This is a genomic window from Pseudarthrobacter cellobiosi (assembly GCF_023913815.1).
GTDB classification, from domain to species: Bacteria; Actinomycetota; Actinomycetes; order Actinomycetales; family Micrococcaceae; genus Arthrobacter; species Arthrobacter cellobiosi.
On sequence record NZ_JAMXBK010000024.1, the window covers coordinates 34937 to 51497 of the forward strand.

At 63.5% G+C, this 16561-nt stretch carries 9 protein-coding genes; 2 read left to right on the plus strand and 7 right to left on the minus strand.

Translation table 11 applies throughout. The features are described 5' to 3' along the window. Positions 1-15: 15 nt before the first annotated feature. The 4 genes from NG701_RS10600 to glf are packed head-to-tail and all read right to left on the minus strand — an operon-like array spanning position 16 to position 4812. A complete protein-coding gene (locus NG701_RS10600; protein WP_252567245.1) occupies positions 16-765 on the minus strand; it encodes an ABC transporter ATP-binding protein in 750 nt (249 codons plus the stop codon). 1 nt (position 766) lies between these two features. Beyond that, positions 767-1636 carry an ABC transporter permease gene (locus tag NG701_RS10605; protein ID WP_252567247.1) on the minus strand — a complete coding sequence of 290 codons (870 nt, stop codon included), beginning with the start codon at positions 1634-1636 and terminating at the stop codon, positions 767-769. Then, on the minus strand, positions 1637-3628 hold the full coding sequence (locus tag NG701_RS10610) for a glycosyltransferase (RefSeq protein WP_252567249.1): 1992 nt from the start codon (positions 3626-3628) through the stop codon (positions 1637-1639). Continuing rightward, entirely contained in the window at positions 3625-4812 is a 1188-nt protein-coding gene (glf, locus tag NG701_RS10615) for a UDP-galactopyranose mutase (RefSeq protein ID WP_252567251.1), read from the minus strand. Before glf ends, NG701_RS10610 begins: the two co-directional genes overlap by 4 nt. Positions 4813-5115: 303 nt before the next feature. On the opposite strand from glf, the gene NG701_RS10620 reads away from it, so the two are divergent. Beyond that, positions 5116-9129: a type VII secretion EssC family protein gene (locus tag NG701_RS10620; protein WP_252567253.1), complete on the plus strand. Its 4014-nt coding sequence runs from the start codon at positions 5116-5118 to the stop codon at positions 9127-9129. A 16-nt stretch (positions 9130-9145) separates the two neighbouring features. On the opposite strand, the gene NG701_RS10625 is transcribed toward NG701_RS10620, so the two are convergent. Beyond that, positions 9146-9583, minus strand: coding sequence for a hypothetical protein (locus tag NG701_RS10625; protein WP_374208677.1), 438 nt, complete (start codon positions 9581-9583; stop codon positions 9146-9148). A 231-nt stretch (positions 9584-9814) separates the two neighbouring features. On the opposite strand from NG701_RS10625, the gene NG701_RS10630 reads away from it, so the two are divergent. Next, entirely contained in the window at positions 9815-10063 is a 249-nt protein-coding gene (locus NG701_RS10630; RefSeq protein WP_003804966.1) for a WhiB family transcriptional regulator, read from the plus strand. A 103-nt stretch (positions 10064-10166) separates the two neighbouring features. On the opposite strand, the gene NG701_RS10635 is transcribed toward NG701_RS10630, so the two are convergent. Both NG701_RS10635 and NG701_RS10640 read right to left on the minus strand, forming a co-directional pair. Beyond that, on the minus strand, positions 10167-11636 hold the full coding sequence (locus tag NG701_RS10635; RefSeq protein WP_056343739.1) for a sensor histidine kinase: 1470 nt from the start codon (positions 11634-11636) through the stop codon (positions 10167-10169). Between the two features lie 28 nt (positions 11637-11664). Continuing rightward, positions 11665-16518: an NAD-glutamate dehydrogenase gene (locus NG701_RS10640; RefSeq protein ID WP_252567255.1), complete on the minus strand. Its 4854-nt coding sequence runs from the start codon at positions 16516-16518 to the stop codon at positions 11665-11667. Positions 16519-16561: the final 43 nt, after the last annotated feature.

Consider the following 16561-nt stretch of genomic DNA (forward strand, 5'->3'; position numbering starts at 1 on the left):
GGTTTTCGCGAGACTTTAGGCGGCCGTGCGGCTCCGAAGCTCGGCCACAACCTCGTGTACTTCGCCATCCATGATGACTTGGCCGTGTTCGAGGAGAATGCCCCGCTCGCAAACAGTTGAGACCAAGTCCAGATCGTGACTGACCACAAAGAGGGTTTTGCCCTTGTCCGACAGCTCCTTGATTTTGGCGATGCACTTCCGCTGGAAGGGCTCATCTCCCACCGCTAGGATCTCGTCAATGAGGAAAACCTCGGGGTCCGTATGTACAGCGATGGAGAATGCCAGCCGAAGATACATGCCGGAGGAGTAAAACTTGACCTCGGTATCGATGAACTCGCCGATCTCCGAGAATTCAACGATGGAATCGAACATCTCGTCAATCTGCTTCTCGGTCATGCCCAGAATCGCACCGTTGAGGTAAACGTTGTCGCGTCCGCTGAGGTCGTGGTGGAAACCCGCGCCGACCTCAATGAGGCCGGCAACCCGCCCTCGGGTGTAGACGGTGCCGCCGTCGGGCTGAAGGACTCCCGAGATGAGTTTCAGGAGAGTGGACTTCCCGGAGCCGTTCAGCCCCAACAGAGCCACGGTCTCCCCCTGCTTCACTTCCAGAGAGACATCCGTCAGTGCCATGAACTTCTTGGAAAGGTCACCCTTGCGCCCCTTGACCAGCCAGACGACAGCTTCCTTCATGGAGCGCGTGTGGCGGAGTACGAACTGCTTGCGCAGCCCACTACAACTGATGGCTATATTGCCGAGTGCACTCACGTCACAGCTCCTGAGCGAAATGGACGGCCGCGCGGCGGAAGGTCAGTTGCCCTACGAACAACACGGCCAAAGAAATAAGGAAGGCGACGGGAAGCCAGACCGTCATGAGATCCGGCGGCATCGAGGCGAGCCCCAACTGGTCCTCCTTCAAGGTGGGGAACCAGAATGCCCAGTGGAAGATTTCCACGGCAACGGTCATGGGGTTGAGCTGGTACACCCAATACCAGGAGCCCATGACGTTCTGAACCATCGTCCACACGTAGAGTACCGGTGAAGCCCAAGTGACCACCATCAGGATCATGTCGACGATGTTCTCCGAGTCACGGAAGTAAACATTGGCGGCGCTGAACAGGAGGCCCAGTCCTGTTGCAAGAATTGAAACCAAGACAAAGGCCAACACGGCTGCGGCCAGCTGAAGGACGCTGGGGGTCCACCCTGCGATCAAACATGCCCCGATGAGTACAACGATTTGTGGCAGGAAGTGCGCTGCCGACACCCAGACCGTGGCCACCGGAAACAGCTCGCGAGGAAGGTAAATCTTTCTGATGAGATCCCGGTTGTCCACGATGGATCTGGTGGCGTTGCCCAGGGACTCGGTAAAGAAGTTCACCAACACGATGCCGGCAAACAGATAAATCGCGTAGTTGGGCGTTCCGCGCTGCAGATTCAGGAAGATCCCAAGAGCCACGAAGTAGATGAGGAACTGCATCAGTGGTTTAACGTAAGACCACAACAATCCCAAGACCGATCCGCGGTAGCGGACTTTGATCTCCTTCCGCACCAGGAGCTTGAGCAGGAACCGGTGGTCATAGACGTCAAGCAGGCCGCGCCCCTGGCCGGGGCGGATCATTTCGTCAGTGGTGCCGGACATCTACTTTGAATCCTCCGACGCAGCATCGAAGGTCTTCTTCCACGACTCCATCGAGCTGACCTCGGCAACGGCGTTGCGGTACTGCTCGGCCAGCCGATCCCACTCGCGGAAAAGCCTTACATGCAGGCGGGTGGCTTCTGTCAGCATCGATTTCAGCTTTTTCGGGTCGCGCTGATACCACGAAGCGCCAGTTCCTTCGGCGTTGGAGACCACCACGCTGTCGTAGTGGGCAACCCTGAACCAACGGTTATCCCGGTGGGCGAGATATCCCTGGGGCCGCTCGGCACTTTCCGGACCCGGCGCCTTGATCAGCTGCCGCGCAACAGTCTTGATGCCCCACGGGATCAGGTCCTTCTTGCTTGGCATCCCGACGACGCTGCCTCCCATCGGTCCGCGCCCCAGTTTCGGAGCGGGGAAGTCATCAACGTCGTCCTTCAGTTGGGCGTCGGGATAGGAAGCCTTCAGCGCGTTGATTTCCGGCAGCTTAGTGCCGAGTACCCGGTGGAGGTCCTCGGGCCCCTTGAAGAGGTCTTTCAAGGCCTCGATGCGGCCGTGTTCGGTGAAGTACTGCATCGAGACCAGGTGCTTGACATCTGACTGGACCGATTCCCGCAGTACGCGCCCACCCTTGGGATAGGGGCTGTGGATCAGCGTGGTGATCAGGCGGTTGCGCTCGTGGAAGTACGCCTGCCATCCCACTAGGTCGTCCTTGTCGATCCATGAAACATGCCACACAGCAGCGCCGGGAAGAGACACCGTGGCGAATCCGGCCTCCCGCGCGCGAAGCCCATATTCGGCGTCGTCCCACTTAATGAAGAGCGGCAGTGAAAGACCGATCTCCCGGATGACCTCGGTGGGAATCAGGCACATCCACCAGCCGTTGTAGTCCACATCCACTCGCCGGTGCAGCCAAGCCGTCTGGCGGAGGTTTGCGATGCTGAAGTCGTGGCGTACTTCCATGTCCGCGTGGGGCAGGGCCGGGACGATCCGGAACGGATCAACAACCTCGCCGAATGTGTGGAGCACACTTCGGTTGTAGAGGTCGAACATATGCCCGCCGACAATGGTCGGCTTCTTGCAGTGGTCGGCGAAGGTCAGCAGCCGCACGATGCTTTCCGGCTCCACGACAATGTCGTCGTCAAGGAGCAGTACGTAGTCGCTGCCGTTCTCAACGGACTCGTACATCCCGCGCGCGAAGCCACCGGATCCACCAAGGTTCGCTTGGTTGATGATCCTCAGCTTTCCGCCCAACGATTCCTTGACGGCGGTGAAGTTATCCTGTGCCTCGACCTTTTGTGTCCCCTGGTCCACGATCAGGATCTCCTTGACGTTCTCAAGGACATCAGGATTCTCTGCGAGGATGCGGGCGTTGTTCAGGCAGAAATCAGGCTTGTTCATCGTGGTGATCTGGAGAGTGACCTGGCCTTTGGATTCGCGGCTGGACTCGGCCTGCCACTCACCGTTCTCCAACAGGAGCTCTCCGGAACTTGCGGCCAGATCAAACCAGTACCAGCCGCCGTCGCCGAACGGCTTCAACGTGAGGTCAAAGACAGACGTTGCGTCTCCGTCGACATGTTTGCCGTCAACGCGCTGAACCGACCCGCGCGCATTGGATTTGTACACAGTGACAGTTCCCGTGCCGCTGGTGCGGACGACAAGGCGTACGTCCCGGACCGAGGTCCAGCGCTTCCAGTAGCTGGCAGGAAACGCGTTGAAGTAGGTGCCAAACGACATCTGCTCACCCGAACGGACACGCATCGACTGCCTCGTCAGCAGGTCCTCGAAGTGCGCCTCACGGCTGCCGGAGCTGAACATCTGCAGCTTCTGTTCCGGGAGTTTGGGTGTGCGGGCCAGTTCGTCATTCTCCCGAAGCCTGATCCCGCTGGCCGTTCCGGCATCAACGTACAGCGAAACAGTGTCCATCTGGTCGCCGGACGGTAGGATCACGCGCTGCAAAGTTGACCATGTGTTCGCCGATGCAGTCTCGCTCATGCGTCCACTCCTCCACTTTCAAGCTTGGCGCCGCCTTCAAAATGCGGCCGGATCTGGTTGTCGAACATGGTCAGGGCCGAGCCGATGGCCATGTGCATATCGAGGTATTTGTAGGTGCCCAAACGTCCGCCAAAGAGAACGTCCTTCTCTGCTGCAGCAAGATCGCGGTACTTGAGAAGGCGTTCCCGGTCCGTGGGCGTGTTGATCGGGTAATAGGGCTCGTCGCCCTTTTCTGCGGCACGGGAGAACTCCCGCATGATGACGGTCTTCTCCGTCTGGTACTCACGCTCGGGGTGGAAGTGGCGGGGCTCGATGATACGCGTGTAGGCCACATCGGCGTCGTTGTAGTTGACCACCGACGTTCCCTGGAAGTCGCCGACGTCGAGCACTTCCTTTTCGAAGTCGATGGTTCGCCACGAGAGGTCGCCTTCGGCGAAATCGAAGTAGAGGTCAACCGGACCCGTGTAGATCACGGGGATGTTCCCGACGACCTTGTTCTTGCTGTACTCGTGCGACTCGTCGAAGAAGTCGGTGTTGAGCCGGACTTCGATGTTCGGGTGTTCCGCCATCTTTTCGATCCAGGCCGTGTAGCCGTTGGTCGGCAGGCCCTCGTACTTGTCGTTGAAGTACCGGTTGTCGTAGTTGTAGCGCACAGGCAGCCTGGAGATGATGCCGGCGGGCAGGTCCTTGGGATCGGTCTGCCACTGCTTGCCGGTGTAGTGCTTGATGAACGCCTCGTAGAGCGGCCGTCCGATGAGCTGGATGCCCTTGTCGTTCAGGTTCTGCGGATCCGTCCCGGCGAGTTCGCCAGCCTGTTCCTGGATCAGTGCCTGCGCCTGACCTGGTGTCAGGTTGGCGCGGAAGAACTGGTTGATGGTGGCCAGGTTGATGGGCAGGGAGTAGACCTCGCCCTTGTGCACGCCATAGACCTTGTGGACATAGTTCGTGAAGGTGGTGAACCGGTTCACGTACTCCCACACGCGCTCGTTCGACGTGTGGAACAGGTGCGCGCCGTAGCGGTGCACTTCGATCCCGGTCTGTTCTTCCTTTTCGCTGTACGCGTTCCCACCAATGTGGTGGCGGCGGTCGAGGACAACCACCTTCAAGCCGAGCTCAGTAGCGGCCTGTTCTGCGATTGTCAGGCCGAAAAAGCCCGACCCTACGATGACGAGGTCAGCGGTCACAAAATCTCCAGTTTCGAGTGAGGGCAGCACAACGCAGTGCATTGTCTGCGGTTCCAGCCTACCCGAGACACTGTCGTGACCGTCCAATCCGGAGGCTCGCCTACCGCAGCTGCCGTACCCCGTGGCGGTCGCCGATCGGCGCGCGGAGGCGCTCCCGCCCTTATCCACATATGGCCTTCACCCCCGCGACACCCGCCTGCATGATGGCTAGCTTAAAGACAAGCTGACCGTTAGGACCTTCGCATCATGCCGCTGCACTGCACGCTCGTTCGGAGCCCGGGCGCAGCTCTGCAGGAATCGCCCGTGGAACTGACCGTTGAGGGTCCTTGCGGGGCGGCCGGCGCGGAACTGCAGGCAGCGCTGGCCTGCAGGTTTGGGACGGGCACAGTGAGCGTCAACGGCCGGGATGTCAGTTCGCTCACGCTCGGACAGCCTCCGCTGGTCAACGGAGCCACGCTCGTTGATGGAGCGGGCCTGACGGCGCGCAGGTCCCGGCCACGCGGCTCCGAAACTCCGGCGTCACTGGCATTGGCCGTCCACAGCGGTTCCGGCGCGGGGACAGTTGTGCCGCTGCGGCGCGGCACGTACACAATCGGCCGCAGCAATGCCGACATTCTCATCCCAGACGCCGACGTTTCGCGGGCCCATGCACACCTGGTGGTCACCGAGACAGCCATCACGATTGTTGATCTGGACAGCGCCAACGGCACCGATGTGGACGGCGAGCGCGTGCGGAATGCCGTGATTTCGACGGGCTCCACCATTCGTTGCGGCAACTCCACCATGTCGTTGGTGTTCCTTGAGCGTTCGCGTGACGGCTTGGCCGACGCGGGGACGGATGTCCATGAGACGTTGGTTGTCAGCCGCCGAGACGATCCCACGAACCGCGCGGCGCTGCTCCTGACGGCCGTGCTGCCAGTGGTCATCGGCGTAGGGCTTGCCGTCGTGACCGGAATGTGGATGTTCCTGGCCTTCACGGCCGTCTCCGCGATCTCCATCCTCGTGCCCGTGATCGCTGGGCGCAGGCAACGCCGCGAACTGGCTGCCGCGGTCAGGGCTGCCGTCACCCAAGACCAGGAACGACGACGGCGGGCCGCGCCGCCGCTCTCGGACCTGACCATCGGGGATACAACAGGAAGGGATCGGGCCGGGCCGGCCACCAACGAGGGCATCTGGCTGCGGCTGGGCCAGGCAATCCAGCCGGCCAACCTCCGGTTCGAGCCCACGGATCCGGGCCGTGCAATTCCTTCGGCCGGTAGACTGCCACTCACGCTCAGTCCGGCCAGACCCCTCACCAGCATCCGCGGGCCACGCGCCGCAGTCGACGGGCTGGTGCGCTCACTCCTGATGCAGCTTGCCGGTTATCCGCTGGGCCGGGATACCCGGGTGGTCATCCACGGCAAGGCGGAGCAGCTCCCCCTGGCCGCACGGTATCTGGACGGTGTCACGCTTTCCATTAACTCAAGTACTCTCGGGACCCTGCTGAAGCGAGGCTTCGGGCCTGCCCATGGACACGGCCTGCTCCTGCTTTTGGACGGCACGGAGTCCTCGGCCAAGATCACCGCCACGGCATTGGAATACGGGTGGCAGGTCATCTATGCCCCCGAAGACGCGACCGTGCTGACTACAGCCGCCGTGGAACTCGGTGAACGCTCGTCAGTGCTCAATGCCGGTGACGAAAGCATCCGTTTCGCCCCTGATCTGGCGCCCATTGACGTCTTTAACAGGTTTTGCCGCCGCATGGCGAGGAATGCCAACCGACCCGGCAGCGCAGGACGGACCGTCCCCACGTCCTGCCGGCTCGCAGAGCTGCTCCCCCACTCCACGCCCGAAACATCCAGGCGATGGTCAGCAAACAGCAGCCGGCCCGGGCTTGCCGTTCCCATCGGGCGCGGTCTTGAAGGTGTCCGGACACTCGACCTCCAAAACGACGGACCCCACCTGCTGGTCGCCGGGACCACGGGCTCGGGCAAATCCGAACTCCTGCGCAGCATCACTGTTGCTCTCGCCCTCAGCTACGCGCCGGACCGCATCAACTTCCTCTTTGTGGATTTCAAGGGCGGCTCCGGACTCGGACCCCTGACCGGGCTCCCGCACTGTGTGGGTATGCTCACCGACCTGAGCAGCCATGAGCTCGAACGCGCCCTGCAGTCCCTCCGCGCCGAAATCAAATTCCGGGAACAGAGCCTTGCGGCAGTTCAGGCACCGGACCTGACGTCATTCCGGGCAACGTCGGCGGGCCGCGCGTCGCCGCTCCCCCATCTTGTAATTGTCATAGATGAATTCCGGATGCTGGTGGAGGATGCTCCCGAATCGCTCCGGGAATTGATGAGGATCGCCGCCATCGGCCGTTCCCTGGGCATCCACCTCATCATGGCCACGCAACGGCCCCAGGGCGCGCTGACGGCCGACATCCGCGCCAACGTCACCACCAGCATCGCGTTGCGCGTCCAGTCGGAGATGGAATCCGTTGACATCATCAATTCGAAAGCCGCGGCCGGGATCAGCATCGATACTCCGGGCCGGGCATACCTGGCCCGCGGAACGGAGGCTCCGCTGGAGTTCCAGGCCGGATCCCTGACAGCCGGAGCCATCCGATCCGAACCCGCCGGGATCTCGGTATGGTTGGCCTCCGAGTACATCGATGCCCCTGCAGTGCTGGGGGGTTCCGGATCTGCCGGCCATGAACCGACGCCTGCCGAGGCAACCGCCCCGTTGACAGCTTCCATGTCCGCGTTGTGGGAGACCATGAACCGTCCGGCCATCCGGAAGCCGATTGCTGCACCGCTCCCCTGTCTCCTCCCCGAACCTGCAGGCTCGTCTACCCCCGGGACCGTAGAAGGCGACGCTGACGACGACGATGGCGCCAGTGACAGGACCAAGGCCGACGCCGGTGCCACCAGCTGGTCCGTAACGCTCGGCCTGATGGACCTGCCCGCCGAACAGCGAACCGCACCCTTGATCTGGGAACCTGCCGGCCACGGACACCTGGCCCTTGTTGGCGGACCGGAATCAGGAGTGCCCGAGGCCATCCGGCTGGCAGTCCTCGGCTTGGCATCCCACGCCCGCGAATCCCACTTGTATGTGCTGGACCCGGACAGTTCGTTCGTGGGGTTGGCTTCCCACTGCCGGGTGGGCGCCACGGCAGGACTGCACGAGCTTCGCCGTGCCGTACGCATCCTGGAGCGTCTGGCACGGGAGCAGTCACTCCGGCTGGGACGTCCCGCCGCTGACGACGACATACCGCTTGTGCTCGTGATCGCTGGCTGGGGATCCTGGCTCTCGGCCTTCCGTGCCGGGCCGTTGGCGTGGGCCGAGGACGTTCTCCATGACCTTGTCCGTGATGGAAGCCGGGCCGGTATCACGGTGATCATCTCAGGACAGCGGGAACTGGTCACTTCCAGGTTCTTCGCAGCCCTTCCCAACCGCGTGTACTTCCCGACCGGATCCAGCGACGACAGCCGGATTGCCTGGCCGAAACTGCCTCCGACAGCGCCCGCGGTGGGAAGGGGCGTCGCTGTGGGCGCGCTGTCGGGTGGAAGAACTGCAGTCTGCCAGTTCTACACGGCTGCCGGCGCTGAGGCCGCAGATCCGGGGGTAGCCCAAGCGCCGGAGCCTTCCCTGCGGCGTCGACCATTCCGCGTGGAGCCCCTGCCGGCCGTGGTTCCTGCGGCCCGGATCCTGAACCGGGCGGCCCCTCAGATCCCGGCTGGACTGAAAGGCAGGATCCCACTGGGGCAGCGCGTCCTCCGCATCGGCGTGGGCGGCGACGAACTTGAACCGATATCCGTCCGGGTGCCGGCGGGGGGAGTACTGGCCGTGCTGGGCGGCCCGGCGTCGGGCAAGTCGTCATTCCTGCGGCTCCTGTCGAGGGTCAACCCTGAAGCAGGCCCCTGGCTTATGCCGGAGAAGGACACCGAACCGGGTGCCTTCTGGTCCGGGATCCTGCGCCAAGCCACCACGGGCGGTCTGGAACGAAACTCGGTGGCTTTGGTTGACGATGCGGACCTGTTGCCGCAGGACATCACCCGCGACCTTGCCGACCTCAACACGCTCGGAATCACGGTGGTGATGACCGCGGGGTACAGTCCGATACTCGCCCAGCGGGTTCCACTGGCGCTCCAGGCGCGAAACCTGGGCTGCGGCATCCTGATCGCGCCCCGGACCTTTATGGACGGCGACCTCTTTGGGGTCCGCTTCGAGGCGGATCCCAACCCGCCACCGGGACGGAGCGTTCTCATCCAGAACGGCCGCGCCACCGCCGTCCAGCTGGGCTGGGTACCGCCGGATCAGTCGCTGGACGGATTGGCCGCCTAGATGGCCGGCAACACGCCTAGAACGCCGGAGGCGAATCGCCTGTCCGGGATGCGTAGCTGATGACGCGTTTGTCGAACAGGAGCACTATGGCCGCAAGTGCCGGCACCACCATGGCGATCCCCGCCCAGATAACGCCGCCGGTAAGGGTCGGGACGCCGATAGTCAGGACAAACAGCTGGGCCACCAGCGCCGCTGCCCGCGTCCACCGGCGCCCACGGAAGAGGAAGTGCCCCACCGAATAGAGCCAGGCCGAGAAAGCAAGCAGCAGGACCAGAGTAAATACGGCTCCCCAAAAAGACAGGACCGGTGCACCGGTCAGGAGTTCGTAGCCGTACCAGGCGGCGGCAACCAATAGCGCGGTGGCTTCGGCGGCAACAACAAGGGCTATCGCCACAATGCCGTGCGGGCGCGTGGATGGCGACGGATCTGCAGGGTTCGTGGGGGGTCTTGACACACTGGCACCCTACCGGAGATAGTCGGACAGTGGCGGGGGTCGGCAATGCCCGTGTGATGTATCGCTCAGCTATCCGGGGATTTCAAGCTGTATTACCCCTTGTTTACACAGCGTTAACATGACAGGCTTGACTGAGATGACCAAGGGGGCCCCTCAGGGCCCTTTTCCTTTGTAGCTACTAGTGAATTATTTCACAAACGGCTTATCCCAGAATTGGAGCAACTGATCAGCATGGATTGGCGTAACCGCGCGGCGTGCCTCGACAAGGACCCGGAACTGTTTTTCCCCGTAGGAAACACAGGGCCTGCCCTCCTCCAGATTGAGGAAGCCAAAAGCGTTTGCCGCCGCTGCCCCGTCGTTGACACGTGCCTCCAGTGGGCTCTCGAGTCCGGCCAGGACGCCGGCGTCTGGGGCGGCATGAGCGAAGACGAGCGCCGCGCCCTTAAGCGCCGCGCCGCACGCGCCCGCCGCGCCTCCTAGGCTCGGTCCTTAAGGCCCTAGCACCAACAGCCTCACACAACGATGGCCGCAACCCTTCCGGGTTGCGGCCGTCGGCTGTTAAGTCTCGGGCAAGGTCCCCGGGCTACCTGGCCGCCAGGCTGAGGCGGATCTGGACAGCCGTTCCGCCGCCGTCGCGCGGGTGCCACGCGATGGTGCCGCCCAGCTCACTGGTGACCAGCGTGCGGACAATCTGCAGCCCCAGCCCCTCGACGTGCGGCGTATCCGGCAGTCCCACACCGTCGTCGGCAATCGTGACGGTCAGCAGTTCCTCGCCGTCTTCCTCCTCGGAACGGTCCGCGATCAGCCACACGGTGCCCGTACGTCCTTCGAGCCCGTGCTCGACGGCGTTGGTCACCAGTTCATTGATGACCAGTGCCAGCGGGGTGGCGAAGTCGCTGGGCAGTTCCCCAAACAGTCCGGACCGCTCGGTCTTGACCTGCTGCGATGGCGAGGCGACCTCTGCGGAAAGCCTGAACTGGCGGCCGATCAGCTCGTCGAAGTCAACGCTCTGCGCCAATCCCTGCGAAAGAGTCTCGTGGACCAGCGCGATGGTGGCCACGCGCCGCATCGCCTGCTCCAGGCCCTGCTTGGCCTCGTCGCTGACCATCCGGCGGGACTGCATACGCAGCAGGGCGGCAACGGTCTGCAGGTTGTTTTTCACCCTGTGATGGATCTCGCGGATGGTCGCATCCTTGGTAACGAGTTCCATCTCCCGGCGCCGCAGTTCGGACACGTCCCGGCACAGCACCAGCGCACCAAAGCGCTGCTGCTCATCCCGCAGCGGGATGGCCCGCAGCGACAGGCTCACACCACGGGATTCAATCTCACTACGCCACGGCATCCGCCCCGTCACCACCAGCGGCAGCGTCTCGTCAACCAGCCGCCGGTCCTTCAGCAGGCCGGCGGTCACTTCGGCCAGGGAACGGCCTTCCAGCGACTCGCCGTCGCCCAGCCGCCGGAAAGCCGATACCCCGTTGGGGCTTGCGTACTGCACGATTCCCTCGGCATCGAGCCTGATCAGCCCGTCCCCCACACGAGGCGCGCCGCGGCGCGAACCCGTGGGCGACGCAAAATCGGGCCAGAGTCCCAGCGTTCCCATCCGGAGGAGATCGTAGGCGCACTGCCGGTACGTCAGCTCCAGGCGGGACGGCATCCGGGAACTGGACAGGTCCATGTGAGTGGTCACCACAGCGAGGGTCCGGCCGTTCCGGACCATCGGCACAGCCTCCACCCGCAACGCCATGTCCGTGCTCCAGTTGGTCTCACTGGACCGCTCGATGGCGCGGCTGCTCCAGGCCTTGTCCACCAGCGGCTGCAGGTCCTGCCGGATGGGCTCGCCCACAAAGTCACCGTGGAACACGGTGTGCGTGGTGGACGGCCTGACGTGCGCCAGCGCCACATAGCCGTGATCCGGGTGTGGGAACCACAACGCCAGGTCAGCGAAAGCCAGGTCAGCGACCATCTGCCAGTCGCCCACCAGGAGGTGCAGCCATTCGGCATCGCCCGGCCCGAAATCAGCGTGTTCCCTGATGGGGTCCGTAAAGATTGCCACTGCACCTCCAGTTACGACGCCGGGATTCCTAGCGTCGGACGATTGACCTCAAGAGCCTCAATGCTACCGACAGTGAGGCCATGTCGTCGGCCTCGAGCGAGTTGACCTCGTCAAACATGCTCTTTGCCCTGCCCAGCTGCTCGGCATTCTGGCGTTCCCAGTCCTTCAGCCTGTCCTCCGCGGAGTCCCCGGACGCCGTCGACTCGAGTACCGCCGTCGTCATGTCCGAGACGGTGGAATAGAGGTCATCCCGGAGTGCGGCCCTGGCCAGTGCCTGCCACCTGTCCTGGCGCGGCAGGCTGCTGATCCGTTCCAGCAGCGAGTCAGCGTGGAAGCGATTGAACACTGTGTAGTAAACCGCCGCAATCTCCTCCACCGGCTCCTTACGGGCGTGCACGATCTTGGCGATGTCCAGCAGGGCAAAGCTCTCGAAGAGCTCCGCCCAACGGAAGGCAAGCCCGTCCGGAAGGTCCCACCCGTGCGCGGTCTCCAGCCAGCTGACAACGCGGTCACGGTCATCGCCACGGAGATAATCCAGCAGCCGCGCGCGCATCGGGTCCAGGAGCGGCTTGAATTCGGCCACGGTTTCCGCGATGGGCCGGGACGTGCCGCCCTGGGCCAGCAGCCACCGGACAGCACGGTCCAGCAGGCGGCGGATGTCCAGGTGGACGGTGCTCCAGTGTTCGGTGGGGAACGACGCCGGCAGGCTGTTCAACTCCCCCACCATGGTGTTCAGGTCGAAGATCTCGCGGAGCGCCACGAAGGACTTGGCCACAGCCACCTCCGTGGCCGAGGTTTCCTCCATGGTGCGGAAGGCGAACGTGATGCCGCCCATGTTGATCATGTCGTTGGCCACCACCGTGGCAATAATCTCGCGCCGCAGCGGATGGGTGTCCAGTTCGGCGTCGAACCGTTCGCGCAGCTGCTGCGGGAAGTACGCGCGCAGCGTCCCGCGGAACCACGGATCGTCGGCGAGGTCGCTGTCACGCAGCGCCGAGGCCAGCTCGATCTTCGCGTAGGCCGCCAGCACCGAGAGCTCCGGTGACGTCAGCCCCTGGCCCTGGCTTAGGCGCTCCCGCAGGGATTCGGTGCTGGGCAGCGCTTCGAGGTCGCGCTTCAGGTCAGCCGATTTTTCCAGCCAGTCCATGAGCCGCTCATAGCTGGGGCTCCACTCGGCCACCCGCATCCGGTCATTCAGGAGCAGGATGTTCTGGTCCACGTTGTCCTCGAGGACCAGCCGACCCACCTCGTCCGTCATGGAGGCGAGGAAGCCTGCCCGTTCCTCCGGGGTCAGTTTGTCCGCAGCCACCATCCGGTCCACAAAGATCTTGATGTTCACTTCATGGTCGGAGCAGTCGACGCCGGCCGAGTTGTCGATCGCGTCAGTGTTCAGGATGACCCCCTGCAGGGCTGCTTCAATGCGGCCGCGCTGGGTCATGCCCAGGTTTCCGCCTTCGCCCACCACCTTGACCCGCAGGTCCTTGCCATCCACGCGGATCGCGTCGTTGGCCTTGTCACCCACGGAGGCATTGGTCTCCGTGCTGGCCTTGACATACGTCCCGATCCCGCCGTTGTACAGCAGATCGGCGGGGGCCAGCAGGATGGCGCGGAGGAGTTCCGGCGGGCTCAGCTCCGTGGTCGCCTCGGGCAGCCCCAGCGCGGCCCGGACCTGCGGCGAGACCGGAATGGACTTGGCCTGGCGGGCGTACACGCCGCCGCCTTCGCTAATGAGGGATTTGTCGTAGTCGTCCCACGAGGACCGCGGCAGTTCGAACAGCCTCCGGCGTTCCACGAACGACGATTCCGTTTCCGGTGCGGGGTCAAGGAAGATGTGCCGGTGGTCGAACGCTGCCAGCAGCCGGATATGCCGAGACAGGAGCATGCCGTTGCCAAACACATCGCCTGACATGTCGCCCACGCCCACCACGCTGAACGGCTGGGTCTGGGTATCGACGTCGAGCTCGCTAAAGTGACGTTTGACCGACTCCCAGGCGCCACGGGCCGTGATGCCCATGGCCTTGTGGTCGTAACCCACCGAACCTCCGGAGGCGAACGCGTCACCGAGCCAGAACCCGTATTCTGCGGCCAGCCCGTTGGCGATGTCCGAGAACGTGGCCGTCCCCTTGTCCGCCGCCACGACAAGGTAGGAATCGTCGTCGTCGTGCCTGACAACGTCCGACGGCGGCACTACAGTTTCGCCCTCAGCTCCGGTGACGAGGTTGTCAGTGAGGTCCAGCAGGCCCCGGATGAACGTCTTGTAGCTTTCAACACCCTCAGCCATCCAGGCCGCGCGGTCCGCGGCGGGGTCCGGCAGCTGCTTGGCGAAGAAGCCGCCTTTGGCGCCGGTGGGGACGATGACCGCGTTCTTGACGGTCTGCGCCTTGACCAGGCCAAGGATCTCCGTCCGGAAATCCTCGCGCCGGTCAGACCAGCGCAGGCCGCCGCGGGCCACCTTGCCGAAGCGGAGGTGGACGCCCTCAACCCGCGGGGAATAGACCCAGATTTCGAACATCGGCCGCGGGAACGGCAGCCCCTCAATCCGGGCAGGATCGAGCTTGAAGCTCAGGTGCGTCTTGTACTGGAAGTAGTTGGTGCGGAGGGTCGCCTCGATCAGGTTCGCCAGGGTCCGCAGCACACGGTCGGCGTCGAGCGTTGCCACCTCGTCGATGGCAGCTGACAGCTCGCCGCGGGCTTTCTCCTGCGCCGCAAGGCGCTCAGTCCCGCTCAGGGCGGGATCGAACCGGGCCGCGAAAAGAGCCGTCAGGGCCTTGGTTACATCGGGATTGGCGAGCAGCGTGTCCGCCATGAAGCCCACCGAGTTGGTATTTCCCATCTGCCGCATGTACCGGGCATAGGCCCGCAGGACAGTGATCTGACGCCACTGCATCCCCTCACGCAGCACCAGCCGGTCAAAACTGTCCGACTCAACGGCACCGGATACGGCGGCACCGAACGAGTCAGCCAGCAGCTGTCCCGTAGCCAGCGGATCAATGCCGGCAGGGTATTTCAGCCCGAGATCATACAGGAAGAAATCCCGCTGGTCAGCCGTCTCGATCTCAAAGGGCCGCTCATCGAGCACCTCGAGTCCCAAGTTATGGAAGAACGGCAGGATCTGGCTCAGGCTCTTGGGCTCCAGCATGTACAGCTTGACGCGGGCATCCTCCTCCAGGACTTCACCGGCACCCTTGGGCAAGTACACATGGACGCCCGGCCGCTCCTGCCTGGCACCGGCCGTGCGCTCCGCCTCAGCCCCGTACTTCTCGAACCGGGCGATGTCCTCCAGCGCGTCTTCAACCTCGTAATCCACCCGGTAGCCAGCCGGAAAAGCCTCCGACCAGATCGCGGCGAGCTCCTTCGCCTGTTCATCGGCGCCGCGTTCCCGCAGGACTTCAGCGATGCCCTCACTCCACGAACGGGCTGCCCGGACCAGCCGCGCTTCAAGCTCATCGGCGTTGAAGTGGCTGACCTCGCTGCCCTTGGGCAGGCGGATCCGGAAGAACAGGCGGGCGAGGGCCGATTCGGTCATCCGCGCTTCGTAGTCGATGGACTCAGCCTTGAACGTGGTCCGCAGTTCTTCCTCGATCCGGAGCCGGACATTGGTGGTGTACCGGTCACGCGGAAGGTAGACCACCGCGGACATAAAACGGCCGTAGATGTCCGGCCGGAGGAACAGCCGGGTCCGCCGCCGCTCCTGCAATCTCTGGATGCCGGTTGCCGTGGCCGCCAGGTCCTCGGTCTCGATCTGGAACAGCTCGTCGCGGGGGTACGTCTCCAGGATCCCCAAAAGGTCCTTGCCGGAGTGTGAGTCCGGCGGGAAGCCGGCATTGCCCAGCACGGCGTCCACTTTTTCACGCACGACGGGGATGTTCCGGACGGATCCGGCGTAGGCACTGGTTGCGAACAGGCCGATAAAGCGGCGCTCGCCGTTGACGTTGCCTGCCGCGTCGAAACTCTTCACACCGATGTAGTCAAGGTACGCGGGGCGGTGGACGGTGGACCGTGAGTTTGCCTTGGTGATCACGAGCGCCCGCTTTTCGCGGGCCTTTTTTCGGCCGGCGTCGGTGAGATGCTGCATATGCGGCGCGCCCGGCTTCGCCCGGAGCAGTCCGAGACCGCTGTCTTCACGCAGTTCCAGTACATCTTCACCGTCGACGTTGACGAGGTGGTACTCACGGTATCCAAGGAAAGTGAAGTTGCCGTCGTCGAGCCAGCGCAGAAGATCCTGCGCCTGCCGCAGTTCGGCAATCTGGGCCGGGTGGGACACCTGGTCGAGGCTCGCGGCAATCTGTTGGGCCTTGTTGCGCATCCTGGGCCAGTCTTCGACGGCGGCGCGCACGTCTCCCAGGATGCGGTCCAGCCCGTCCAGCAACGACGCCTTTGCCTCGTCGGAGACACGGTTGATTTCCACGGCGATCCACGACTCCATGTGGGAGGCGTTTTCGCCCTGCGCGATGAGGTGGGACAGCACAGGCATCGCGGCCGTATCACCGCTGGAGAGACCGATATGGGACGGGACGCGGTCAACTTTGACCAGCTGTCCCGTTTCCCGGTTCCGGGTCACCACGAACAGTGGATGAAGCACAAGTCCGATGGCGGCGTTCTGGCGAACAAGCTCGGCGTTGACCGAGTCAACAAGGAAAGGCATATCGTCCGTGACGACGTAGACGACGCTGCTGTCCGCCTCGTTGACGATGGAAACCTTCGCCTGGCCCGGCTGCCGGTTCGCGGCGACACCGCGGTGGGTTTCCGCCCGGCTGGCCAGCACCTCCGGGGAATAAGTCCGGGCATCTTCTTCGGCAAGGTGCTGGTAATAATCCGCCAGGAACCCCTCCCGGTCACCAATAGCCAAGGCTTGATCCTCCACGCTGGATCCAGACGACATCAACAAACGCCTCCATCACAAGTTTGATGCTGCACCGTTGCAG

Excerpts from the sequence above, each read along its gene's own strand:
- NG701_RS10640 (WP_252567255.1), bottom strand. The coding sequence starts at position 16,518 with ATGTCGTCTGGATCCAGCGTGGAGGATCAAGCCTTGGCTATTGGTGAC.
- NG701_RS10610 (WP_252567249.1), bottom strand. The coding sequence starts at position 3,628 with ATGAGCGAGACTGCATCGGCGAACACATGGTCAACTTTGCAGCGCGTG.
- NG701_RS10605 (WP_252567247.1), bottom strand. The coding sequence starts at position 1,636 with ATGTCCGGCACCACTGACGAAATGATCCGCCCCGGCCAGGGGCGCGGC.
- NG701_RS10630 (WP_003804966.1), top strand. The coding sequence starts at position 9,815 with ATGGATTGGCGTAACCGCGCGGCGTGCCTCGACAAGGACCCGGAACTG.